Genomic DNA, 24,617 nt, shown 5'->3' with positions numbered 1-24,617 from the left:
TCGGGGTGTCACATGAAATTTAAACGAAAAACGGTAGAAGATATTCATATCAATCTCACACCTCTGATTGATTGTTTATTGTTTATCTTGGTGATTTTATTATTAACGACGACGTTTAATCAGCAAAGTCGTATTAATCTATCTTTACCCGATGCACAAGGTGTACCACCAAAAGAATATAAAAATAAAATCGAAGTCATGGTAGACTCAACGGGTCACTATGCTGTAAACGGACAGGCGCTTTCAAGCAAAGAAACTGTCGATTTAAGTACTGCGATTAAGCAAGCATCTAATGATAAGCGGGATCTCATGTTTGTGATTGCTGCTGATGCGAAAGCAACCCATCAAGATGTTATTCGTGTCATGGATGTGGCTGGGCAGCTTGGTTTTGTGAATATCAATATCAGTACTAAAGTTCCATCTCGAGGTTATTAATCAGTGAATCAAGACTTTAAGGTCTACCTACGCCTTTTATCCTACCTTAAACCGTATTGGGGAATTGCGTTACTCGTTGTTATTGGATTTGGTATCAATGCTGTGACAGAAATGTCCGTGGCAAAGTTATTGCAGTTTATTATTGATGCAATTCAAAAAGGTAGTCGTGCAGATCTTGATTGGTTTCCTGTTTTAATTGTCTTGTTGATTTTCTTCCGTGGCTTAGGTTTATTCATGGGAGGATATTATACAGCAGTTATTTCACGAAATCTGATTTTTAGTATTCGCCAAGAAGTTTTCGCTAAGCTCATTCGATTGCCATCACAGTATTATTTAGATAATTCATCTGGTCATATCACAGCCAAAATCATGTATAACGTGGAGCAGTTAACAGCAGCTTCATCTGAATCCTTAAAGACATTGATCCGTGATGGTGCGATCACAATTGGTTTATTGGGCTTCTTGCTTTATACCAACTGGCGTTTAACCCTATGTATTTTTATCTTTTTACCGATCATTGGTTTATTGGTGCGTAAAGCTTCTAAACGCATGCGTAAATTATCCATCCAAGTGCAAAACACGATGGGTGATGTCAACCACATTGTTCAAGAGACCGTGAATGGTCAAGCTGTGGTTAAAAGCTTTGCAGGTGAAGAGAGCGAGCAAAAGCGTTTTTATGACTCTTCGCAAGAGAATTTAAAACGTGGCCTAAAAATGGTGGTGGTGCAAAACCTCAATAGCCCACTGGTTCAATTGGTCATGGCTGTAGCGTTAAGTATTATTATTTGGTTGGCTTTGCGTCCACAGATTCTAGGTAATACGACTGCGGGTGAGTTTGTTGCTTATATTACCGCAGCGGGTTTGCTTGCGAAGCCGATTAAGAACTTAACAGATATCAATGAAAAGCTTCAACGCGGTATGGCGGCAGCGCATTCGGTATTTGAATTATTGGATCTTCCTCAAGAATCCAATACAGGCACTTTGACCCCGAAATTAAAAGGTGATATTAAATTTGATCATGTTGATTTGATTTATAAAAATCAAGTGAAAGCGATTGATGATTTTACCTTAAATATTCAAGCGGGTCAGACCATTGCCTTAGTGGGTAGATCAGGCGCAGGTAAGTCTTCATTGGTCAATATGTTGGTGCGTTTCCAAGAGTTTAGCGCAGGGCAAATTTATTTGGACGATCATCCGATACATGATATTGAATTGAGTTGCTTGCGTAAACAAATTGCAATGGTCAATCAGCAAGTGGTACTGTTTGATCGTACTGTACGTGAGAATATTGCCTATGGGCAATCCGAAGGTGCAAGCGATGAAGCAATTATCGCAGCAGCTAAAGCGGCTTATGCACATGATTTTATTATGGCTTTACCGCAAGGCTATGATACGCCACTTGGTGCTCAAGGTCAGAGTATTTCAGGTGGTCAGCGTCAACGTATTGCGATTGCACGTGCAATTTTGAAAAATGCACCGATTCTCATTCTAGATGAAGCAACCAGTGCTTTAGATAATGAATCTGAACACTTTATTCAAAAAGCCTTTGATGAAGCGATGCAAGATCAAAATAGAACCACGATTGTGATTGCACACCGTCTTTCGACCATTGAAAATGCAGATAAGATTGTGGTTATGGATAAAGGGCGTATCATAGAGCAAGGTACACATGCTGAACTTTTGGCACAGCATGGAGCATATTATCAATTGCATGAACGCAATTTTGAGGAATAATCTGATATGTCTATTGCGCAAACCATTCAAGATGCTTGGAATAAACAATCCAAGTGGTTGATTGTCTTGCGCCCATTGTCATGGTTATATCAATTCGGTTTTAGTGTAAACAAGCTACTTTTTAAAAAAGGCTTTAAGAACGTTTACACAGCACCAATACCCGTCATGATCATTGGGAATATTACTGTGGGTGGCAGTGGTAAGACACCATTGTTAATTCAGTTGGTCAAATATCTACAAGCCAATCAAGTACGTGTTGGTGTAATCAGCCGTGGTTATGGCGGAAATGGTCCTTTTCCTGCTTTCGTTACTTTAGATTCTGTACCAGATACCGTTGGGGATGAGCCATGTTTGATTGTGCAATCGACGGATGTTCCTATGGTAGTGGGTTCAAATCGTCAAGAAAGTATAGAGTTATTATTAAAACAACATGAATTGGATTTGATCATCAGTGATGATGGCTTACAACATTGGGCTTTGGATCGTCAAATCGAATGGATTGTTCTTGATAATAATCGTGGTTTAGGTAATCAAAAACTATTGCCAGAAGGCTATTTGCGTGAACCTGTAAGCCGTTTAGCGCAGGGTACAGTGATTGAGCATGCGCACGCTCCAAAATCAGCGCTCAATATGCACTTAGAAGTGGCTGAGCCATACTTGCTGAATCCTTTTTTTGATCAGTCTGAAACCTTTGACCCTCAACAAGATTATTATGCTGTGGTGGGGATTGGTTTTCCGAAGCGTTTTTATACGACACTAGAATCAATGGGTGTCGATCAGTTTCAATGTCATGAATTTCCAGATCATTATGATTATGAAATTGATGATTTACAGTTTGAGGATACCAATCCGATTATCACGACAGAAAAGGATGCAGTTAAACTGTTACCTTTATTGAAAAAGCACCCTGAATTCAATCGTGAAATCTGGGTTGTTCCAGTCGAAGCAGTTTTGTCAGATGAGTGTTATCAAGTACTCAATCAACAGTTAACCCAACTTGGTATTGATTTAATACAAGGTTATTAAATGAAACATATTGTAATTCCAGCGCGTTATGCAAGCTCACGTCTTCCTGCAAAACCACTACTAAAAATTCATGGTCGTGAAATGATTTTACGTGTGGTTGATCAAGCCCGTAAAGTACAAGGTTTTGATGATCTCTGTGTGGCAACCGACGATCTGCGTATTGCAGAGGTGTGTCGTGCAGAAGGTGTGGATGTTGTAATTACTGATCCGAATCACCCGTCGGGCACAGACCGTTTGAGTGAAGTTGCTCGAATCAAAGGTTGGGATGCACAAGATATTATTGTCAATGTACAAGGCGATGAACCGTTATTGCCTGCACAGTTGGTGATACAAGTCGCTGAATTGTTAGAGCAAAAGCCGAATTGTTCAATGTCGACTTTATGTGAATCTATTCATCAAATCGACGAATTTCAACGTGACAGCATTGTCAAAGTAGTAATGTCTAAATTCAATGAGGCATTGTATTTCAGTCGCTCACCGATTCCTTATGATCGTGAGGGTGCAAAACTCGCTGAACCTCAATTGCATTCAAATGCATATCGTCATTTAGGCTTATATGCTTATCGTGTGCAACTTCTACAAGAATATGTGACTTGGGATATGGGTACTTTAGAAAGCCTAGAAAGTCTTGAGCAATTACGTGTTTTGGAAAATGGTCATCGTATTGCGATTGATATTGCACAAGTAAATTTACCGCCAGGGGTAGATACGCAAGCGGATTTAGATCGTTTAAATGCTTTAGATGTTTCTGTATTTGAATGATAGATTGTTGTGCATTGATAGAGTGTTTTTTGACTTTGGTATTTGGTTTTAAATTTGGTGTAGGGATAATCAGTTGATGGATGCTCAAAATTCTCAAGTTTATCCTTGGCAACAACAGACGTGGGAGACTTTAACTGGTCGCTTCCCGCAACTTGGACATGGCTTATTATTTTATGGTAAAAAAGGTTGTGGAAAACATGCATTTGCACAGCACTTTTTGTCATGGGTTTTATGTTTAAATAAGCAACCACAAGGTGCTTGTGGTGAGTGCAGTAGTTGTCAGTGGCTTAAATCGGATACCCATCCTAACTATGTCAATATCACCACCGATGAAGAGAATAAGAAGCAAAACGCGAAAATTAAGATCGAGAAGATCCGTGATTTATTACCATTTGTGCAACAAACGGTAGATGGTTGGCGCGTGATTGTGATTGAGCCTGCCGAAGCTTTAAATATTGCTTCGGCAAATGCGTTGCTGAAAACATTAGAAGAGCCAGGTGAGCGGGTCTTAATCATTCTTCTTGCGGATCATTATTTAAAGCTTCCAGCAACGATTCGCAGTCGTTTACAGCATTTTGCGATGGATCGTATTTTACCTGAGCAATCTTTAGGGTATTTGCAACAGCATTTACCTGTTGAACAACATGCCAAAATTAATTTACTGATGAATTTATCCAATCAGATGCCATTGCAAGCGATTGAATTGGCGGCTTTGGATTGGATTAATCGTCGTGCAGTATTTTTGCAAGATTGGCAAAAGCTAGTCCATCAAAAAAGTATGCCTTTGCAGTTTGCAACGAAATGGAATAAAGAACTCAATTTTTCTGATTTCATCCAGATGTTTGAATACTTGTTGTCAGATATAATTTGTGTCAAGCTGAATCAAGCTGTAAAAAATCTAGATTTAGATTTTAGTGGAATTGTAGATCAATATAATTTAGAGAAATTATTTTCAATCTATGCTGATTTACAACAAGCCAAGTTAAAAGTTGATCAAAATGTACAAACAAATCTAATTATTGATCAATTGTCGATTCAATTAATGAATGTGACATAAAAACGACGTATTAAAATGAATTAAGGGGAAGATGATTATGCAACCACGTATGGGCGGTTTGATTCAAGTCAATATTGCAGATCGTGCAACATTACAAGCCAGTTATATGCCATATATTACGGGCGGTGGCTTGTTTGTACCCTCTAAAAACCCTGTGAAAATGGGTGAAGAAATTTTTATATTGGCGGGGTTGCCTGATCAATCGCAAAAAATTCCATTGACGGGTAAAGTGATTTGGATTTCTCCAAAGCAAAATGGGATGAAACCACAAGGTTTTGCGATTCAATTGTCTGGTGAAAAAGGCATTGCTTACAAGATCGAAGCAGAAAGATTGCTTGCAGGTAGTATGTCTTTGGATCGACCTAGCTTTACCATGTAAGTTGTGATTTAAATTTTTAATAGTAGGAAATACCGTGTTTGTAGATACACATTGCCATTTGACCATGTTAAACCTTGAACCTTATGCAGGTGATTTAGATGCTGCATTGCAACAAGCGAGGGAAGGTGGTGTATCTAAGTTTATGGGTATTTCTGTAGATTTGGATGATCATATCGCACTTTCTGAAATTGCTTCGCGTCATGCAGATGTAGGTTATAGCGTGGGCGTGCATCCGTGTGAAGATCCTGCGGTGATGCGACGTGCAAGCGTTGAGAAGTTAGTAGAACTTGCTCAAGCTGAAAAGGCATGGGCTTTGGGTGAAACAGGACTAGATTATTTTCATAGCACTGATTTTATTCCAGAACAGAAACAATGTTTTGCGCGTCATATTTACGCATCTCAAATTGTTAAAAAACCTGTTGTTGTTCATACCCGTTCAGCGAAGAATGATACAGTGGATATTATCCGCGCTGAAAAATCTACACATGGGATTCTGCATTGCTTTACCGAAGATTGGGAAACGGCAAAAGCCGTTTTAGATTGTGGATATTACATTTCCTTTTCAGGAATTGTTTCTTTTAAAAATGCGCAAGATTTACGTGATGTGGCAAAGCAAGTGCCGCTTGATCGACTATTGATTGAAACAGACAGTCCTTATTTGGCGCCGATGCCCTATAGAGGAAAGTCTAATGAACCAAAATACGTTCCCTATGTAGCCAAAGCCTTAAGTGATGTATATGATAAAACGCTTGAGGAGATCGCTTTCATTACCACGCAAAATTTTGAAAATCTACTTAAGCAACAGTAATTAAGACCAGTCAGTATTTGAATATAGACACATCGCGTTAACGGATAAAATAAGTGAGTTTAACTGGTGAAGATGGATCGACAGGCTCAATTTAGAGCAAGAGAAGCTTTAATTTTTCAAGTCGCAGAGCAGTTGCTTCTGGAAAATGGTGAAGCGGGAATGACTTTGGATGCACTAGCTGCGGAGTTAGATCTCGCAAAAGGAACATTGTATAAGCATTTTCAAAGCAAAGATGAACTCTATATTTTATTGATCATTCGCAATGAGCGTATGTTATTGGAAATGGTACGCGACTCAGAAAAAGCCTTTCCAGAGCATTTGGCATTTTTCATGTTGCATCATTTACACCATCCTGAACGTGCTGTGTTATTTCACCAGATTGAAGAGCGTTTATCGACCACAGGTGTAGGCATTCATCTCTTATTTAATGAACTATATCAAGTACGAAAACAGCGTCTACGTTTGATTATTCGCATGACGGAAAGCTATTTAGAATCACTTCAGAGTGCGATGTCGGTTCGAGATTATTTAGCTTCGATTTGGTCGATTACCCATGGTGGCGCAGCGATTCTCAATTCTAGTTTTTATCAGCGTTATTTAGGGTGTCGAGATACTCTCCGAGTTGCTTTGATTGATCAAGCTTTGGCAATGCCAAAACATCAACAAGCCGCAGAGCAGGTTGCTTAAGCCTGATGAAACGCATGCCATTTCCTCATCATATAAAAGGTTTTACCTTGATTGAGGTGATGGTTGTTATCGTGATTATTAGCATCGTTGCTTCACTGATTGTTTTGAATGTAGATGGCTTAGATCAGCGTAAAGCCATGCAAGCTCGTGAAATGTTATTATTGGATTTAAAACAAATCAATCGTGAGGCCAATGATCAATCACGGATCTATGCTTTAGACTTTCAAAATGCGACTGATGTTGTACAGGCGCAGTATGGTATTGTTGAATACATTCCGATAAAACAAAATACGCAACAACCCGTACGTGTGATTGATAATACGCCGTGGAAAGCTGTACCAGAATTTCAAAAACGGACATTGCCTGATCAAGTGTCTGTATCAGTACAAACAGAAGACCATCAATTTAAAAATGCCAATAATGCTGAATTGTTGGGAAATAATGCACCGAAGTTGATTTGGTTTGGAAATGGTGAAGCGAAGCCAGCCACGATTCAAATGTACTATCAGCAGAAGCCAGTCGGTGATGTGATACGTGTTGATTATTTGGGTAAAGTCGATGAAGAAAAATAAAGCCTTTACCTTAATTGAAGTTGTGGTCGCTTTGGCGATCTTTGCTGTGGCGGCGATGGCATTAACCAAAGTGGCGATGCAATATACCCAATCGACCGCCAATTCGATTTTAAGAACCAAAGCACAATTTGTTGCGCAGAATGAAATTTCTCGAATGATTATTAACCGTGAAAGGTTAACTGGGACAGCATCAAAACAAATTACGGCACAAGGCGAGACGTGGCAGATTGATAAAAAAGCAGAAGCGACGATTAGCCCTTTGGTGCAGAAAATAGATGTACAAGTCAGTTTGTTCGATGCTGATGCAGGCAAAGTCGAAGCGGGAATTACCAATATGGTGTTTTTTAATTATGTGATTAAAGAATAATAATGATCAATAAAACTCAGTCGACGTCCAAGACATCTATGATGAAGATGCAAAAAAAATCAGGTTTTACACTGGTTGAACTATTGGTTGCGATCGCTATTTTCGCTGTACTTTCTGCACTCGGTTGGAAAGTGTTTGATTATCTGATTAAAGTCAAAGATCGTAATGCAATGCATGAAGAAAATCTTGGGCAACTACAGGGCGCATATCAACAAATACAACGTGATACATTGCAAATTGTGCCTGTTTCTGCACGAAATGGTGATGAAATTGAACCTGCATTGCGTTTAGATAACCAAAAGTTAGCTTTTAGTAAATCAGGTGTTTCAGATCCATTGAAGCAAGGTTTATCGCCTTATGAGCGTGTGGAATATGTCTATAATGGACAGGATAAAAAAATATATCGCTTAAAATATTCAAATTTAAATCGAATCCGTTCAGATCAGCCTTTGTCGAGTGTTTTACTTTCCGATGTGGATCAATATCAAATTCAAATTTTAAATCCCAATGAGACTGATCGCTGGCCTGATGCGGATATAAAAGACGAGAGACAACTGCCACGCGGGATTTTGATGAAAGTCACAATTCGGGATGTTGAATATGAGTGGGTATTGAGTTTGCTCAATACAGATTATTTGCAGGATAAAAAGGATAATTAATTATTTTCCATACTGATGTGATGGTGATGATTGTTGAGGTCAAATATTTATGCAGTTTAAGCAGCAAAAAGGTATCGCACTCATTACGATTTTGGTGATGGTCGCACTGGCGACCATTATTGCTGCAACTATTGCAAAACGTCAAAATTTAACCAATGAAAATACAGCATTTTTAAAACGTCAGAGCCAAGCACTGTTTTATGCGAAAAGTGCAGAGGCATTTTATTCAGAATTATTAGCGCAAGATACAGAAACCAGTAAAGAAGCAGATTATTTGCAAGAAACGTGGGCAAAACCAATGCCTGCATTTCCTGTGGAAGATGGTTATGTTTCTGGCACACTTGAAGATGAATCAGGAAAATTCAATTTAAATAGTTTGGTAGATAAAGAAGGAAAACCAAATCCACAAGCTCAGGCGTATTTCTCAAAACTGTTGGTCAGAGTTGGATTGCCCGCAGAGATTGTTGAAGCGGTGATTGACTGGGAAGATCCAGATAAAGACACGCTAGGTGCAATGGGTGCTGAGGATAGTTACTATCAAGGTTTACCAAATCCTTATTTGGTAGCAAATCGTAAGTTTATGAGTGTGGATGAGTTAAAGTTGGTTCGTGGTTTTGAAAATGAAAAGTTTGATTTAATTGCACCCTATATCTCAGCCTTACCTGATATTGCGGCTAAAATTAATATCAATACTGCACCAGCCATGGTTTTGGCTGCGATTGATGAAAAGTTGGATGTCAATACAATACAAACAGCATTAAATGCCAGACAAGAAAAAATGGAATACTTTGCAAATGTAAATGATCTGATGAAAATGTCACCGTTTGATACATTGGTCGCTGAATCTTTCGCAGTGAAAAGTAAAGATGCTTTATTTGATGTGAAAACAAATTATTTTCAAGCCAAAATTGAAGTCATGTTAAGTGAACGCAAGCGTCAATTCACCAGTCATTTAGTGCGCAATGATCAAGGACAAGTCTATATCTATGCACGGAGTCTTGCGCCATTTTAAATAAAATCCATGTAAATATTTGAATTTATATAGAATATATTTATTAATGCAGGGTTGTAGAAAGGTAGGTTTATTTTACTTTTAGCATTAAATAGACTCAAATTAAACTGAAAATCGAATTATCCTTTTTGCCTATTGCATTGAACGCTAAATTTAATGCTCAGGAATTGAGTTTTGCTTTATAATCGAAATTAATTACCGATTTGTTTATAAAATTTGGCTCATGTTAATTCGTAAGTTATTTAAGTTTGAAAATGCACATATCGTGCGGAATTGCACGTCAGATCGTTGCAAACGATCTATCCACGGGCATAGCTATAAAGTTGAATTATTGCTCAAAGCTTCAAAACTTGATCATGGTCAAATGGTGTATGACTTTGGTCTGTTGAAAGGTGTGATTAAAGAAATTTTTGACAGTTTTGATCATGCAATTTGCTTTTGGCAAGATGATAACCCTGAATATATTCAAGCGTGTAAAACGTTTAGTGCGCGTTGGGTGGCTTTACCTGTTTCACCATCGGCAGAACAATTTTCGCGTGTTTTCTTCTATTTAGCGCAACAAGTCCTCAAATCAACCATTACCCAAAATGGTGAAGGCGATGTTGAAGTCTATTCTGTAATTGTGCATGAAACGGATACAGGTTATGCGCAAAGCTTTATTGAAGATATTGAAAATGAGCAAATGGGGTTGTTGAGCTTAGATCAAATTATTTTCTCTGAACAAGTTCAAGCAGAATGGTCTGATTCAGAGATGTATGAAAAATTGAAACAAGGTATTCAATTTCAAAACCCTGAAGTGGATTTGCAAGTTAAAATTTAATTTGTGAATTCTGCGTAAATTCACAAATATTGTATATGTTTTATTGGATGTAGAAATTTAGGATGAAAGTTAATGCAGTTGTCTGAACCTGAACAAACAAAATTAAATCAAGTTCGGTTAGATCAAAGTTGGAAAAATGAATTGGCTGAGTTTTTACTGGGTCAAAAGATGGATGCTTTGCGATCTTTTTTGCTTGAAGAAAAAAATGCAAATAAGACGATCTATCCACCGAGTTCACTTATTTTTAATGCATTAGATACCACGCCACTAAACCATGTGAAAGTCGTGATTTTGGGTCAAGACCCTTATCATGGACCTGATCAAGCGCATGGTTTGAGTTTTTCTGTGCAAAGAGGGCTTGCATTACCTCCATCATTGCGTAATATCTTTCATGAATTGAACACTGATCTAGGTGTTCCTGTGTCTCGTCATGGTGATTTGACCAAGTGGGCACAACAAGGCGTGCTTTTGCTGAATAGTGTTTTAACTGTTGAGGCAGGGCAACCGACTTCACATCAAAAACGTGGTTGGGAAGATTTTACTGACTATGTGATTGATGTGTTGAATGAGCGTAAAGAGCATATTGTATTTATACTTTGGGGTGCTTATGCTCAGAAAAAGGGACAACGCATTGATCAAACTAAACATCTGGTTTTAAAAGCTGCACACCCATCTCCTTTAGCAGCAAACCGTGGTGGTTTCTTTGGTTGTAAAGTTTTTTCGAAAACGAATAATTACCTTAAACAAAATGGCATTGAGCCGATTGACTGGCAGCTGGACGCATGACAAATTCTCCCGATACAAATGACTATCACCCAGATCTGATTATTGAAGAAGCGAACAATGGATGGCGAATCATTCGCTTAAATCGTCCTAAGTCGCTTCATGCACTTGATGAATCTATTGTTGCAGCGTTGCTGAAACTGTTTGAGGATTTTCATCATGATGATACGGTCAAAGCAATTTGGTTAGATTCAACCACACCAAAAGCATTTTGTGCAGGCGGGGATGTACGTAAGCTTCGCCAATTGGTGATCAATAATGAAGTTGAAACAGCCAATAAGTTCTTTACTACAGAATATGATTTAGATCTGTTATTGCATAATTATGCAAAACCAATCGTCGTATGGGGTGAAGGTTATGTGATGGGCGGTGGATTAGGGCTATTCATGGCTGCACCGTTCCGTTTAGTTACACCTTATTCTCGTTTGGCTATGCCCGAAGTGAATATTGGTCTTTATCCAGATGTTGGTGCAACACGCTTCTTAGCAGATCGTGGTCCGATTGGCTTATTTACCGGATTAACGGGTTCAATCATGACTGCTGCAGGCGGTTATGGAATTGGTTGGGCGACGCATATTTGTGATGCACAGCGTGATACTGTTTTACAAAAGTTGTTAGATATTGATTGGGGGCATTATCCAGCTGGAGACTTCCGTGCTTTGGATGATACTTTGAATGGTATGCACCGACCAGTATCGCCGGGACCATTACAAAACTCTTTGGATGTGATTCACAGTGTTTGTCGTGGTGTTAATTTTGAACACGATTATGAAGCCATTATTGGTTTAAGTGATGCGCGTAGTGACTGGTTACGTCAAGCAAGTGAAAATTTACAAAAAGGTTCACCGAGTACTGCGGCAATCACTTGGTTGTTATGGCAATGGGGGCGTCAAGTACACTCATGGGCTGAAGTGTTTGAATTAGAACGTCAAATTTCTGATTGGAAAATTCGTCATCCTGATTTTGTTGAGGGTGTTCGTGCACGTTTGGTTGATAAAGATCTATCTCCTGAATGGGATAAAGTTGAAACACTCACTTTAGCAGGTATTCTTGCGAAAAATCCTCCTGTAACAACGATTGAAAGTTGGAATGAATTACTTCGTCAATACGGTGTTATCTAGGCGATATGTCTGAACAAGAGTTTGATTCGCAAGATCAACAAAAGCAAATTGATGAACAATGGATGCAGCTAGCTTTCGAGCAAGCTGCATTTGCTGCTTCTATGGGGGAGATTCCTGTAGGTGCAATCATAGTCAGTCAAAATAAAGTGATCGGACAGGGCTTTAATCAACCGATTTGTCAGCATGATCCAACAGCACATGCTGAGATTCAAGCAATCCGCAATACATGCCAAAATATTGAAAATTATCGTTTGCCTGATGATGCAACCTTATATGTGACTTTAGAACCGTGCACGATGTGTGTTGGTGCTTTGATTCATGCGCGTATCAAACGTGTGGTTTTTGGTGCACTTGAACCCAAGGCGGGTTCATTGGTCAGTAGTCGTCAATTATTGGATACAGGTTATTACAATCATATTTTTCAATTTGAAGGTGGATGTTTAAATGAACAATGTTCAAGCCAACTTTCAGATTTTTTTAAAATGCGTCGTGAACAAAAAAAACAGATGAAGAAGCAACAAATGCAATTTAATCTGATTCAAAAATGAACTAGAATACAGATGATTTTATTGACAATATGTATTGTCAAAAATGTTTCACAAGAATGCTTTTATGATTTGTAATTTTAAAGCTTAAAAATTAAGGGTATTAAAAAATGAATTCGATTCAAGTAAAACAAGAGTTTAATGCACCAATTGATCAAGTCTTTGATTTGTTATCTAAACATGCAACTTATAATGTTGCTTTTGCGCCAATTCAAGTGGTACGTGTTAAAGATTCGGCTGATCCAGAACGTCCGGATGGTTTGGGCTCAGTGCGTCGTATGGGCTTGGGGCCGATTAAGCCACTTCAAGAAGAAATCACACTTTTAGATGTAAATAAGCGCATTGAATATAAGCTCATTAAGAACCCATTGATTAAGCATCATATTGGTATTATTGAATTTACTGAGCTTGCACCGAACAAAACACGTGTCGATTATACGATCGAATTACAAGCACGCGCACTATTTGTAAGCAAATTAATACTTGCACAGCTTAAACTAGCGATTACACTTGGCTTTAAGAAACTTGCTAAGACGGTTTAATTGGAAATTCAATGACAATTCAAATTATCACAATTGATGGGCCAAGTGGTTCAGGTAAGGGTACACTTGCAGCGAAACTTGCAAGCCATTATCAATTTCATCTTTTAGATTCAGGCGCTTTGTATCGCTTGCTTGGGTTGTCATTACATCAAAAAGGCTTATTGGATACATTAGACGATGAGTCTGTGCTTCAACAAGGCGTTACAATTGCAACAAATTTAGACATCGTATTTAAAAGCACCGAAAGCGGAACTACAATTTTGCTCGATGGTGAAGATGTGACGCAAACGATTCGTACCGAAAGAGTGGGTGAGTTTGCTTCAAAAGTCGCTGCAATCCCTGCACTTAGAGCAGCTTTGGTTGATCGTCAGCATGCATTTGCACAAGCGCCTGGCTTGGTTGCAGATGGTCGTGATATGGCAACTTCTATTTTTCCTCAAGCACAAGCTAAAATTTATCTGACAGCTTCAGCAGAGTCACGTGCCGAACGCCGTGTAAAACAGTTGCAGGGGATGGGGCTGGATGTTAAAATAGGCGACATTTTAGCGAATATACAAGCTCGAGATAAGCGAGATATGGAGCGCACAGTCGCGCCACTCAAGCCAGCAGCAGATGCTTATATCATTGATAGTTCTGAATTGAACATTGATGAAGTGTTTAAACTGATGACTGATTATGTCGATGCACACTTAGCTAAATAACTATTTTTGTTTTAAATTTTATTTAAAATCAGCAAAAGCATAGCTTGATCAGTTTTATATGGACTATGTAGATGCTTAACTAAACCGGCCTTGTCTGATCCAAGACCGCTGACTTTACTAGGTATATCATGACCGAATCTTTTGCAGCCCTCTTTGAAGAAAGCGAATCAACTCTCAATATCGACAAAGGTGCCGTTATTAAAGGTATCGTTGTTAGCATCGACTCTGACTGGGTTACTGTTGACACTGGCCTTAAATCTGAAGGTGTTGTTGCACGCTCAGAATTCCTAAACGAACAACGTGAACTTGAAGTAAACGTTGGTGACGAAGTTGATGTTGTTGTTGAAGCGCTTGACAACGGTATGGGTCAAACAGTTTTATCACGTGAAAAAGCAAAACGTGCTGAAACTTGGACTAAACTTGAAAAAATCTTTGAAGACGGCGAAATCGTTACTGGTGTTATCTCTGGTAAGGTTAAAGGCGGTTTCACTGTTGACATCGGTCCAGTTCGTGCATTCTTACCGGGTTCATTGGTAGACACTCGTCCTATCCGTGATACAACTCACCTTGAAGGTAAAGAGTTAGAATTCAAAGTAATCAAACTTGATGCTAAACGTAACAACGTTGTTGTATCTCGTCGTGCTGTTATGGAAGCTGAATCTTCAGCTGACCGTGAAGCGCTTCTTTCTCAATTGGAAGAAGGTCAAACAGTTACTGGTACTATCAAAAATCTTACTGATTACGGTGCATTCGTTGACCTTGGCGGTATTGATGGTCTTCTACATATCACAGATATGGCTTGGAAACGCATCAAACACCCTTCAGAAGTTGTTGAAGTGGGTCAAGAAGTTACTGTTAAAGTACTTAAATTTGACAAAGAACGTAACCGTGTTTCACTAGGTCTTAAACAACTTGGCGAAGATCCATGGTTAGCGATCATGAACCGTTACCCTAAAGGTTCTATCGTTAAAGCGCGTGTAACGAACTTAACTGACTACGGTTGTTTCGCTGAAATCGCTGAAGGCGTTGAAGGTTTAGTACACGTTTCTGAAATGGATCACACTAACAAAAACATCCACCCATCTAAAGTTGTTCAGATCGGTGACGAAGTTGATGTTATGGTTCTTGAAGTTGATGAAGAACGTCGTCGTATTTCTCTTGGTATTAAGCAAACTCGTGCTAACCCATGGGAAGAGTTCTCTAAAGCTCACGACAAAGGTGAAAAAGTTTCTGGTACGATCAAGTCAATCACTGACTTTGGTATCTTCATCGGTTTACCAGGTGGTATCGATGGTCTAGTTCACTTGTCTGATATTTCTTGGAACGAACAAGGCGAAGAAGCAATTCGTCGTTACAAGAAAGGTGACACTGTTGAAGCGGTTATCTTGTCTGTTGACGCTGAAGGCAACCGTATCAGCCTTGGTATCAAACAAATGAACAGCGATCCGTTCAATGACTTCTTAGCTGCTAACGAACGCGGTGCGTTGGTTAAAGGTACAGTAACTGCAGTTGACGCTAAAGGCGCAACGATTAAGTTAGCTGACGAAGTTGAAGCTTCTTTGAAAGCGTCTGAAATCAACCGCGACCGCGTTGAAGATGCAACTAAATTCTTAGAAGTTGGTCAAGAAGTTGAAGCGAAAATCATCAACGTAGATCGTAAATCACGCTCTATCAACTTGTCGATCAAAGCGAAAGACGAAGCTGAAGAGAAAGAAGCTGTAGCTAACCTTAAAGTTGCTACAAACGGTCAAGACAATGGTCCTAAGACTATTGGTGATTTGATTAAAGCTCAAATGAACCACTAAGTTATTGTTAAGAAGTATTATTTAATGTAATTAATTAATATTTTTTATTCAAATACTGTAAAAGGTAGCGTAGTATATGATGACTGCGCTACCTTTTTGTATTTAAAAAGGATATTATCTAGTGTATGTCAAATAGCATTAAAATTAATGAGGTCTTAAATGACAACTGAAGCACTTAATAAGTCTGACTTAATAGAAAGAATTGCTCTAAAAAACCCGCATTTAGCAGAGCCTTTAGTCGAAGAAGCTGTTAAAATAATGATCGATCAAATGATTGCATCATTATCTGCTGATGATCGTATTGAAATCCGTGGATTTGGTAGCTTTGCATTACACCACCGTGAACCACGTGTAGGTCGTAACCCTAAAACTGGTAAATCAGTTGAAGTTGCAGCAAAGGCTGTACCTCACTTTAAACCAGGTAAAGCACTACGTGATGCAGTAAACGAATCTGCACAATAAGTAAAATTCGAATGGGGTGATTATGCGCTATTTCTTAGTTGCATTACTTTTAGTAATCTTTGGCTATGCTTTAGCATTAGTCCTACAAAATCCAGCTGAACTGCCAGTAGATCTATTGTTTACTCAAGTACCAGCAATGCGTTTGGGATTATTGCTTTTATTAACTTTAGTCCTAGGAATTGTTTTGGGATTATTGTTAGGTGTACAAATTTTCCGTGTTTTTCAAAATGCATGGGAAATTAAACGTTTACGAAAAGATATTGATCATCTCCGTAAAGAACAAATTCAGACTGCACAGTTGGCTGCCGCTGAAGCCGCTGCAAATGCACGTCATGAAAAGACGGTGTTAGATATTCAACCTGAAAGTAAGAATTCTAATCCTCTTTAATCTGTATGCTAAAAAAGCGTTTAACTGTAATCGTTAAGCGCTTTTTGCATTTTTAAAAGCCATAATTTAGAAGCTGTAATTTAATAGCTATAGTTTAATTGTATAAATCTACACATTGTCGTGACCAATGTTGCGATCAGAATAATACTAATCAGTGAATAGTTCTTCCAGATCAAATACAATGCAACCAATACACCTGCAATTTTAGCAAAGTCTGTAAATACGCGACCTTCAAAAAAAGTACTTAATACTGCAATAGAAAAAAGTAAAGTAGTTGCTGCATCGTTAAATAACTGCTCTTGTCGCTTACTGATTGAGAAATATTGGTGAAAGGCAAGTCCAGAATATCGAATTAAATAAGTGCCTAAAGCAAGTATCATGATGCCAATAAAAATGATGAAGTGTTGATTCATATTATTTTCTCCTTGCCAATAGAGCAAAAAGAGACATTAAGATTGGAATACCTGTAGGCAAAAATGGGACTGTACCCACGCTGATCACAGCACCAAGCATTGCTGATTGACGAGTCTCTTTTTGCTTTAGCGACTTAAAGGTTAGAGCAAACAATACAACTGGAAAAATGGTGTCTATTCCCAATATTTTTGTATAAGCAAAATGACTTCCAGCAAAGTAGCCAGCTAAAACACCAATTGGCCAAGCGAATAAAATTCCAATGCCACATAACCAATAAGCACACCGTTTAAGCTCATCAGTGGGTTGCGTTAAACCGAATAATACACTTTCATCATTCATGATATGTGTTGCTAAGTACTTGAACTTATTATCTTCAATAAAATGCTGGATGGCTAAACCAAAAGGTAGATGACGTAAGTTAATGAATAGACCTGCTATGGCAGCCGTAATAGGACTACTGCCAGAAGCAATCATGCCAATAAAGGTAAATTCAGCAGCGCCAGCTAAAACTAAACTCGAAAGTAGTAGTGGTATCCAAATAGGTAAATGGTACGTTACAGCAAGTGAACCGAGTGACATACCGATGAGTGCAGTTGCAAAACAAATGATTGCAATTGATTTAATCAGGGGCTTGGGTAATTTAATAAATTCTTTATACTTCATCTGGCACAACCTAGTTATTTGTTGAATTGTTCGTTATATCAAACAAGTGTTTTTTATATTAGAGTGTTTGTTTTTGTTCGTCAAATCGAACGATTGTATTTTTTGGAAGAATAATGTCGATACCGATAGAAACCATTGCATTAAATTTGCAGAGAGAAAGGAAAAATGCTGGATTATCTTTAGGAGAAGTTGCTAGGCGTGCAGGAGTTGCCAAATCTACGCTTTCACAGCTTGAGTCTGGACAAGGTAATCCAAGTTTAGAAACCTTATGGGCATTATGCGTAGCCTTAAATATTCCTTTTGCGAAATTAGTAGAAACACAAACTCAGTCTGCACAAGTCATTCGTTATGGAGAAGGAGCTTCGGTTACTTCTGAGGTCGCACATTATCAAGCTGTTTTGTTAGCGACTTGCCCGCCCAATGCGAGACGCGATATTTACATTTTAACGACTCAGCCAGGTGAACCGCGCTGTAGTCAACCACATCCTACGGGTAGTGTAGAACATATTATTATTATGCAAGGGTCAGCCAAAGTAGGTTTAACGAATAGTTATGAAACTTTAAAAGCGGGGGATTATATGTCCTATCCTGCAGATCAAGCACATATATTTGAAGCTTTAGAACCTGATACGCGTGCAATTTTGATTTCTGAGCAACGCTAATACAATTTGTAGAGTTAATCCTGTGTTTTTTGACAAAGTTGGTTTTATGCTTAAGTTAATCGCTTTATAATGTGCCCAATTTTATGTGATGGAACTGAGATCTGTGAGTATTATTGTTGCCTTAGATGCAAAAAGCCAATATGACGCCCTAACAATTGCTGATCAACTTGATCCATCACTTTGTCGTTTAAAAGTGGGTAAAGAATTATTTACTCATGAAGGTTCTTCTATTGTTAAAGCATTACATGATCGTAACTTTGAAGTTTTCCTAGATCTTAAATTCCACGATATTCCAAATACGACGGCTCAAGCTGTATGCGCTGCTGGGGATATGGGTGTATGGATGGTGAATGTACATGCATCAGGTGGTCGTAAGATGATGGAAACTTGTGTTGAACGTTTAAAAGCGGGAAATTACAAGACTCAACTGATCGCTGTAACTGTGTTAACGTCTATGGGGCGTGAAGATTTACGCGATATTGGTTTAGATATTGAACCTTTTGAGCAAGTTAAGCGCTTGGCTAAATTGACTCAAGAAAGTGGCTTGGATGGTGTTGTATGTTCCGCACAAGAAGCGAAAATGTTACGTCAAGATTTGGGTCAAGACTTTGCTTTAGTAACGCCAGGCATTCGTCCAGCAGGTTCAAATGCAGATGATCAAAAGCGTATTGTGACACCAAACCAAGCGATGCGAGACGGTTCTACGCATTTGGTGATTGGTCGCCCGATTACACAATCAGCAAATCCAAGTCAGACTTTGAAAGATATTTTAGCGACTTTGTAATTTAGTCTGCTTGTTATTTGACATTCAAAATTCAAATGCATCGTTAAAGTTGATGTATCGGGTTGCTTAAAAAGCTTTTCAATTGAGTAGACAATTGGAGAGCTTTTTTATATTGTGCTGATCAGAATAACTTTTTAATAATAAGCTAATCTTGGGTGAATAATGTCTACTGATTCTGAAAAAAATATACCAGTACAAAGTGATCTTAATCAAGTTGATCATGTTGTGCCATTAGAAAATTTAGAGCAGGAACAGGAAGAGCAACAAAATCAGCAAAGTGATTGGACTTCTGGAATTGATGTTGTTGAATTGGGTTCAACTGTTTTAGATGCCGTTGGGGATTTTCTGAGTGGTCTTGATATAGATTTTTAGTACAGTCATATTTACGAGATTATAGAACTTCTGAATCACTAAATTTTGAATAAAAAAAGGAATGATCAAGTTTTGATAATTCCTTTCCATTCTATTATTTCAGCATTTATAAGGCAGCCAAGACACTGACGACAATCGGTGCAAGAACTGAAAGCACGAAGCCACTGACCATTGCGTGTGGAATAAAATCATTACCACAGGCTTGTTTAACCATAGGGAGTGTAACGTCCATGGCTGTTGCTCCTGCAGAAGAAATTGCAGAGCGTGGATAGCGCCAACCGATAATATACATAAATAAAATCGCAAAGATTTCTCTGAATAAATCATTCATCAAAGCGATACTCCCCAAGTGAGAATTTTTTAACTCTGTGACCACAATACCTGTCATTGAGTAAAATCCATAACCTTGTGAAAGCATAACAAGGTCTTGCATGCTGATATTTTTTAACATAAAAAATGCTGCAACCGCACCCAGTAAAGACCCGATGATACATGCTAAAGGAACAAGCATGATTTTCCAGTTGAGCCAAGACTTGTCTAAAGGTGAATAGGCTAAATCTAACCCGATCAGTAGCATATATACCAATAATAAATGCCATGTGCTGACATGTAATGGGAATTGGAAAGAGTGTGCAAGTTCAGCCACGCCATAGCCAGCGGCAAGAGCAATAAATGCATAGCTGATATTCAGTAAGGAGCCGATTAATAATTCAGCAGACACTTTTCCCTGAGAGGGTTGGTAACCAATCGCTTTAAATAGCAAATAACAGCACAAAAAAGCGCCTATGGACGTTGTTAGGGCAATCGTGATTGAACTTGTTAAAATTTGCGCAGGGCTGGCAATATTATGAATAGTTTGAGAAAACTCAATCGCAATTGCAATAAGTAGCACATAAGTAAAATAAGGTAATATTTTAAAAGCAATTTTTTCAACACTCTGCGGAATACGGCGAGCGAGGATAAAACCTAAAAAAAGGCAGAATAAAAGTTGGAATATAAGCCAAAGAGATTGCATGAAAAATAGATAGGCAATGAATACCTATCTATTATAGCTGAATTAAAAGTGTAGCCTAAGCAGCTTTTGATTTTTTCTTGTTTTGTGACATTGTACCTAGTAGGCGATAATCAGCAGGATTGGCTTTACGGGTTTGTAGCCAAAATTTCCAAGTATACGTTGGCCAAAGTGAGAAGTTTTTTCCTCCATCTTGTTGATACCAACTGACACAACCAGATTGCCAAACTGTGCCTTCAAGCTTTTTTTGTACATCTTCATTAAACTGGTCTTGAACATTCGCTTTGACTGCGATGGCTTGGGTCTTGGTTTTTCCTACCATTTGCATCAATTGTAAAATGTAATTGACCTGTGATTCGATCATGAAAATAACTGAGTTGTGTCCCAAAACAGTATTTGGCCCTAATAGTTGAAATAAATTAGGGAAACCTTTGGTACATACGCCATAGAAGCTTTCAGCTCCATCTTTCCACGCATCTTTCAGTTCAAGCCCGTTTTCACCATAGCATTCAAATGATTTTAAATAGATGCGAGGGTCTGTAATGAAGCCTGTACCATAAATTAAGCAATCAATTTTACGCTCTTTACCATCTTTGGTGATGATACCATTCTCGGTCAGCTCTTGGATTGCATCAGTCACTAACTCGACATTTTTACGATTAAAAGTTGGGAAATATTTATTTGATACTAGAATACGTTTACAACCCATCACATAATTTGGGGTGAGTTTTTTGCCCAAAGCTTTGTCTTTGACTTGATAGCGGATAAAGAGTTCACCTGCTTTTTGCATATATTTCATGGCGGCAGGTTTGACAATTGGAACAACTCTCGATTCATTTGACCAATATAAACGAGCACGGTGTAGTTTTCTAAACCATTCAAAACGATTAAATAATTTTTTATCTAGGGCATTATAGGCACGTTCGTCACGTGGAATTACCCATGCCGGTGTACGTTGAAATACATATAGATTTTCGACTTTCGGTGCAATTTCAGGAATATATTGAATCGCACTGCCGCCTGTACCAATTGATGCTACATTCTTTTGGTTCAAATTATAATCATGGTTCCAATGTGATGAATGAAATACCTCACCTTTGAATTTTTCTATGCCTTTGATGTTTGGAATTTGTGGCACATGTAAAGGCCCTGAGGCGAATACAACAAATTGAGCATCAACTTTTTGTCCATTTTTTAAAGTTAAATGCCAATTGAAATGATCTTCGTCATATTGGGTTGAAACGACTTCTTGATTGAACTGAATATATTTTTTTAAATCATAGTCATGGATTAAATCTTGAATATAATCATAAATTTCAGGTGCTTCCGCATAACGCTTAGACCAATCGGTTTTAGGTGCAAAAGATAGAGAGTACATGTGTGATTGCACATCACAGGCAGCACCAGGATATTGATTTTCACGCCAAGTGCCACCAACCGCATCGGCTTTTTCGAGGATAATAAAATCGTGAATATTCGCCTGTAAGAGTCGAATAGCCATAGCTAAACCACCAAAACCAGAACCAATGATTGCGACTTGAGTGGTTTGTGTTTTCACAACATTCGTCGAGATATCGTCCATTTTTTATTTACTCTAATTTTTCATTTTGCCTAGAATATCGACTTTTATTGATTTGGAATATGATAGCTCTGACAGAAAAATTGATATATTCGGCAATTTTCAATATTTGGTCTTTGTAGTAAAACATCTGTGTAAAAATGAAATGTTGAAAAAATGAAGCGATCAATCCTCGGTTTAATGTATTTAATTCATGGTATGCGTAATGCAGGAATCGATGTGGATTCACGGCTTGCCAGTATTGGAATTAAAGCTGATGCACTTGATCCAAGCTCAATTATTCATCCAAGTTTAGAATGGGATATTCTTAAAGTTGTTGGTGTTGATGTTGCGCCTGAAAAAGGTTTGTTCATTGGGCAGCATTATTCTTTGGCAGGTTATGGTCCTTTGCTTATGCTGTTGGTCACTAGTCGTACTGTGAATGATGCAATTAAAAATGGTATTCAATATCAAGGCTTGACCTATTTATATGGTGTATTGGGTTTAGAACAGGGGAACCATCAAGTTGCATTGACTTATGCACCTGTTGATCTCGACACTGAAATGGGGTTGTTGCGAGCGCAATGTGAAATTTCAGGGACTTATAAGTTCTTAGATGATATTTATAGAATGATGGGATTAACAGTTCCAAGTATTCGGATTGAATTGCCTTTTCAGCAACCACAAGATCCTCAAACCTTAAAGCAATTCCATGACTATTATGGTGCAGATCTACATTTTGGTTGCAGTAAAGCAGCTTTTTGGATGAATGAAGATGTAGTGCAACTGCCGATTCCATCTGCGGATCTGATTACGCATCGTGTTTATGAAGCTAAGTGTATTGCTGAAATTGAGCGTTTAAATGCAGAAGAACAAAAGATTGCGCCTTTGATTCAACGTGTAAATGATTATTTAGAATTACAACAGGGCATTATCCCTTCGATGGCAGAAGTGTCTCAGGCATTGAGTATTCCTGAGCGAACTTTACGTCATCAGTTACAACAGTTAAACACCAGTTATAAACAGATTCGCGAACAACTCATTATGAACAAGGCACTCCGTTTAATTGAATATAAAGAATATTCAATTGAGGTGATTGCTGAATTGTTGGGTTATTCTGAACCAGCAGCATTTAATCATGCATTTAAACGTTGGTTTGGGCAAAGCCCACGTCAATATGGTAAATAATTGGTGATGATATGTAATTTATGTACATAATAATGCCAAAGTTTTATTTATCGAAAATGAATATTCGCTATACTTCCATTAGCCTTTAAAAGTAACAAAACCATATGTCTGATCACAATTCAAATCCTACCTCGTTTACTCCTGTATCACCTGCTGAGCGTTATGCCAAAACTTTATCCTCTGGGCAGTTTTTACCAGATGATGCGCAAGCTGAAGCTGTGCATGAGTTAGAGCGTGTCTGGCAAGAGTTGATTAATCGTTATAAAGCATCGAAAAAGGCATTTCGTCGTTTCCGTCGTCAAACAGCACCAAAAGGCGTGTACATGTGGGGTGGTGTAGGGCGTGGTAAAACATGGTTAATGGATCAATTCTTTGATTCGATACCATTTCGTCGTAAAACCCGTATGCATTTCCATCACTTTATGCAGTTTGTTCACAAAGAGTTGAATAAATTATCAGGTCAGCGTAATCCGTTGGATATTGTGGCAGACCAAATTTATAAAGATGCTGTGGTGATCTGTTTCGATGAGTTTTTTGTGTCGAATGTGACAGACGCAATGATTCTCAGCGATTTATTCCAAAAGTTATTCAACCGTGGCATTACATTGGTGGCGACATCAAATATTGCACCAGATGGTTTGTATAAAAATGGCATCCATCGTGACCGTTTTCTTCCAACCATTGAAATGGTGAAAACCCATTGCGCGATTTTGAATGTTGATGCAGGTGTGGACTACCGTTTACGTGTTTTGAAGCAAGCACAGTTATTTAAATCGCCATTAAGTGATGACAATAAAGTGTGGATGGCAAAACGTTTTACCGCTTTAACCACTTCTCAAGTGGTCTCTGAAGAACCGATTAATATTAATAATCGTGTTGTTGAAACACTCGGGCATACTGAAGATGTGTTGTGGTGTGACTATCGTGAATTGTGCTTAAAACCACGTAGCCCATCTGATTTTATTGAAATTGCTAATATTTATAATACAGTTTTAGTGAGTAATGTACCGCATTTAACAGATTTACTTTCTGAGGGAACACGTCGTTTTATTTATTTGGTCGATGAGTTTTATGATCGTGGCGTGAAGTTACTATTGACTTCGGAAGATTCAATTATTGAGATCTACGACGGTGAAAAACTTGCCTTTGAAATTGAGCGTACTCGTTCGCGCTTACTTGAAATGCAGTCAGATGAGTATTTACAGTCTGAACATCGCTTGATCAAAGGTGATAGTGAGTTGGCAGTAGAATAAACACTTAAGCATTGTGGATTGCTAAGTAATTGATTTAAAAAGCGAC

General features: G+C 38.3%; 30 protein-coding genes. 26 read left to right on the top strand and 4 right to left on the bottom strand.

Annotated elements, in window-relative coordinates; all coding sequences use genetic code 11:
• Positions 1-12 precede the first annotated feature (12 nt).
• From BEN71_RS11575 to BEN71_RS11475, 21 genes are all read left to right on the top strand, one after another.
• Positions 13-435, top strand: coding sequence for an ExbD/TolR family protein (locus BEN71_RS11575; RefSeq protein WP_068973197.1), 423 nt, complete (start codon positions 13-15; stop codon positions 433-435).
• Positions 436-438: 3 nt separating this feature from the next.
• Positions 439-2,169, top strand: coding sequence for a lipid A export permease/ATP-binding protein MsbA (gene msbA / locus BEN71_RS11570; RefSeq protein WP_068973196.1), 1,731 nt, complete (start codon positions 439-441; stop codon positions 2,167-2,169).
• 6 nt (positions 2,170-2,175) lie between these two features.
• Positions 2,176-3,195: a tetraacyldisaccharide 4'-kinase gene (lpxK, locus tag BEN71_RS11565; protein WP_068973195.1), complete on the top strand. Its 1,020-nt coding sequence runs from the start codon at positions 2,176-2,178 to the stop codon at positions 3,193-3,195.
• The gene (gene kdsB / locus BEN71_RS11560) at positions 3,196-3,957 is read left to right on the top strand and encodes a 3-deoxy-manno-octulosonate cytidylyltransferase (RefSeq protein ID WP_068973194.1); all 762 of its coding nucleotides are present in this window, start codon (positions 3,196-3,198) and stop codon (positions 3,955-3,957) included. It begins immediately after the preceding gene.
• Positions 3,958-4,033: 76 nt separating this feature from the next.
• Entirely contained in the window at positions 4,034-5,014 is a 981-nt protein-coding gene (locus tag BEN71_RS11555; protein WP_068973193.1) for a DNA polymerase III subunit delta', read from the top strand.
• A 37-nt stretch (positions 5,015-5,051) separates the two neighbouring features.
• A complete protein-coding gene (locus tag BEN71_RS11550) occupies positions 5,052-5,393 on the top strand; it encodes a PilZ domain-containing protein (RefSeq protein ID WP_068973192.1) in 342 nt (113 codons plus the stop codon).
• A gap of 34 nt (positions 5,394-5,427) precedes the next feature.
• The gene (locus BEN71_RS11545; protein ID WP_068973191.1) at positions 5,428-6,201 is read left to right on the top strand and encodes a TatD family hydrolase; all 774 of its coding nucleotides are present in this window, start codon (positions 5,428-5,430) and stop codon (positions 6,199-6,201) included.
• 72 nt (positions 6,202-6,273) lie between these two features.
• Positions 6,274-6,888, top strand: coding sequence for a TetR/AcrR family transcriptional regulator (locus BEN71_RS11540; RefSeq protein ID WP_068973190.1), 615 nt, complete (start codon positions 6,274-6,276; stop codon positions 6,886-6,888).
• Positions 6,889-6,893: 5 nt separating this feature from the next.
• Positions 6,894-7,460, top strand: a complete 567-nt coding sequence (locus tag BEN71_RS11535; RefSeq protein ID WP_068973189.1) for a prepilin-type N-terminal cleavage/methylation domain-containing protein — start codon at positions 6,894-6,896, stop codon at positions 7,458-7,460.
• The gene (gspI, locus tag BEN71_RS11530; RefSeq protein ID WP_068973188.1) at positions 7,447-7,827 is read left to right on the top strand and encodes a type II secretion system minor pseudopilin GspI; all 381 of its coding nucleotides are present in this window, start codon (positions 7,447-7,449) and stop codon (positions 7,825-7,827) included. The genes BEN71_RS11535 and gspI overlap by 14 nt, the downstream gene beginning before the upstream one ends.
• 47 nt (positions 7,828-7,874) lie before the next feature.
• On the top strand, positions 7,875-8,486 hold the full coding sequence (gspJ, locus tag BEN71_RS11525) for a type II secretion system minor pseudopilin GspJ (RefSeq protein ID WP_068973187.1): 612 nt from the start codon (positions 7,875-7,877) through the stop codon (positions 8,484-8,486).
• A 49-nt stretch (positions 8,487-8,535) separates the two neighbouring features.
• Positions 8,536-9,498: a type II secretion system minor pseudopilin GspK gene (gene gspK, locus BEN71_RS11520; RefSeq protein WP_068973186.1), complete on the top strand. Its 963-nt coding sequence runs from the start codon at positions 8,536-8,538 to the stop codon at positions 9,496-9,498.
• A gap of 223 nt (positions 9,499-9,721) precedes the next feature.
• Positions 9,722-10,318: a 6-pyruvoyl trahydropterin synthase family protein gene (locus tag BEN71_RS11515; RefSeq protein WP_068973185.1), complete on the top strand. Its 597-nt coding sequence runs from the start codon at positions 9,722-9,724 to the stop codon at positions 10,316-10,318.
• 72 nt (positions 10,319-10,390) lie between these two features.
• Positions 10,391-11,104, top strand: coding sequence for a uracil-DNA glycosylase (ung, locus tag BEN71_RS11510; protein WP_068973184.1), 714 nt, complete (start codon positions 10,391-10,393; stop codon positions 11,102-11,104).
• Positions 11,101-12,222, top strand: coding sequence for an enoyl-CoA hydratase/isomerase family protein (locus BEN71_RS11505; RefSeq protein WP_068973183.1), 1,122 nt, complete (start codon positions 11,101-11,103; stop codon positions 12,220-12,222). The genes ung and BEN71_RS11505 overlap by 4 nt, the downstream gene beginning before the upstream one ends.
• Positions 12,223-12,227: 5 nt before the next feature.
• Positions 12,228-12,770, top strand: a complete 543-nt coding sequence (gene tadA, locus BEN71_RS11500) for a tRNA adenosine(34) deaminase TadA (protein ID WP_068973182.1) — start codon at positions 12,228-12,230, stop codon at positions 12,768-12,770.
• Between the two features lie 107 nt (positions 12,771-12,877).
• Positions 12,878-13,309 (top strand): SRPBCC family protein, encoded by a 432-nt coding sequence (locus BEN71_RS11495; protein ID WP_068973181.1) that lies wholly within the window; start codon positions 12,878-12,880, stop codon positions 13,307-13,309.
• Between the two features lie 11 nt (positions 13,310-13,320).
• A complete protein-coding gene (gene cmk, locus BEN71_RS11490; RefSeq protein ID WP_068973180.1) occupies positions 13,321-14,010 on the top strand; it encodes a (d)CMP kinase in 690 nt (229 codons plus the stop codon).
• 128 nt (positions 14,011-14,138) lie between these two features.
• Entirely contained in the window at positions 14,139-15,815 is a 1,677-nt protein-coding gene (gene rpsA / locus BEN71_RS11485; protein WP_068973179.1) for a 30S ribosomal protein S1, read from the top strand.
• Between the two features lie 159 nt (positions 15,816-15,974).
• Positions 15,975-16,277 carry an integration host factor subunit beta gene (locus BEN71_RS11480; protein ID WP_068973178.1) on the top strand — a complete coding sequence of 101 codons (303 nt, stop codon included), beginning with the start codon at positions 15,975-15,977 and terminating at the stop codon, positions 16,275-16,277.
• A 22-nt stretch (positions 16,278-16,299) separates the two neighbouring features.
• Positions 16,300-16,665, top strand: coding sequence for a lipopolysaccharide assembly protein LapA domain-containing protein (locus tag BEN71_RS11475; protein WP_068973177.1), 366 nt, complete (start codon positions 16,300-16,302; stop codon positions 16,663-16,665).
• An 80-nt stretch (positions 16,666-16,745) separates the two neighbouring features.
• Here the strand turns inward: BEN71_RS11475 and BEN71_RS11470 are convergent, their stop codons facing one another.
• Complete coding sequence (locus BEN71_RS11470; protein ID WP_068973176.1) at positions 16,746-17,078, bottom strand: AzlD domain-containing protein; 333 nt, start codon at positions 17,076-17,078, stop codon at positions 16,746-16,748.
• Between the two features lies 1 nt (position 17,079).
• A complete protein-coding gene (locus tag BEN71_RS11465; protein WP_068973175.1) occupies positions 17,080-17,742 on the bottom strand; it encodes an AzlC family ABC transporter permease in 663 nt (220 codons plus the stop codon).
• 113 nt (positions 17,743-17,855) lie between these two features.
• Here BEN71_RS11465 and BEN71_RS11460 point away from each other — a divergent pair, with 113 nt between their 5' ends.
• The 3 genes from BEN71_RS11460 to BEN71_RS11450 all read left to right on the top strand — a co-directional run bounded on the left by BEN71_RS11460 (position 17,856) and on the right by BEN71_RS11450 (position 19,560).
• Positions 17,856-18,404, top strand: coding sequence for a helix-turn-helix domain-containing protein (locus tag BEN71_RS11460; protein ID WP_068973174.1), 549 nt, complete (start codon positions 17,856-17,858; stop codon positions 18,402-18,404).
• Positions 18,405-18,492: 88 nt separating this feature from the next.
• A complete protein-coding gene (gene pyrF, locus BEN71_RS11455) occupies positions 18,493-19,188 on the top strand; it encodes an orotidine-5'-phosphate decarboxylase (RefSeq protein WP_171404996.1) in 696 nt (231 codons plus the stop codon).
• Positions 19,189-19,350: 162 nt separating this feature from the next.
• On the top strand, positions 19,351-19,560 hold the full coding sequence (locus BEN71_RS11450) for a hypothetical protein (protein WP_068973172.1): 210 nt from the start codon (positions 19,351-19,353) through the stop codon (positions 19,558-19,560).
• A 106-nt stretch (positions 19,561-19,666) separates the two neighbouring features.
• Here the strand turns inward: BEN71_RS11450 and BEN71_RS11445 are convergent, their stop codons facing one another.
• The gene (locus BEN71_RS11445) at positions 19,667-20,575 is read right to left on the bottom strand and encodes a lysine exporter LysO family protein (RefSeq protein WP_068973171.1); all 909 of its coding nucleotides are present in this window, start codon (positions 20,573-20,575) and stop codon (positions 19,667-19,669) included.
• 55 nt (positions 20,576-20,630) lie between these two features.
• A complete protein-coding gene (locus BEN71_RS11440) occupies positions 20,631-22,154 on the bottom strand; it encodes a flavin-containing monooxygenase (protein ID WP_068973170.1) in 1,524 nt (507 codons plus the stop codon).
• Positions 22,155-22,307: 153 nt separating this feature from the next.
• Here BEN71_RS11440 and BEN71_RS11435 point away from each other — a divergent pair, with 153 nt between their 5' ends.
• On the top strand, positions 22,308-23,318 hold the full coding sequence (locus BEN71_RS11435) for an AraC family transcriptional regulator (RefSeq protein WP_068973169.1): 1,011 nt from the start codon (positions 22,308-22,310) through the stop codon (positions 23,316-23,318).
• 104 nt (positions 23,319-23,422) lie between these two features.
• Positions 23,423-24,571, top strand: a complete 1,149-nt coding sequence (gene zapE / locus BEN71_RS11430; protein WP_068973168.1) for a cell division protein ZapE — start codon at positions 23,423-23,425, stop codon at positions 24,569-24,571.
• Positions 24,572-24,617: the final 46 nt, after the last annotated feature.

The sequence above is a fragment of the Acinetobacter wuhouensis genome, from assembly GCF_001696605.3.
Classification (GTDB): domain Bacteria; phylum Pseudomonadota; class Gammaproteobacteria; order Pseudomonadales; family Moraxellaceae; genus Acinetobacter; species Acinetobacter wuhouensis.
The sequence above is the reverse complement of the archived record's forward strand: the minus strand, read 5'-3'. Positions and strand labels throughout refer to the sequence as shown.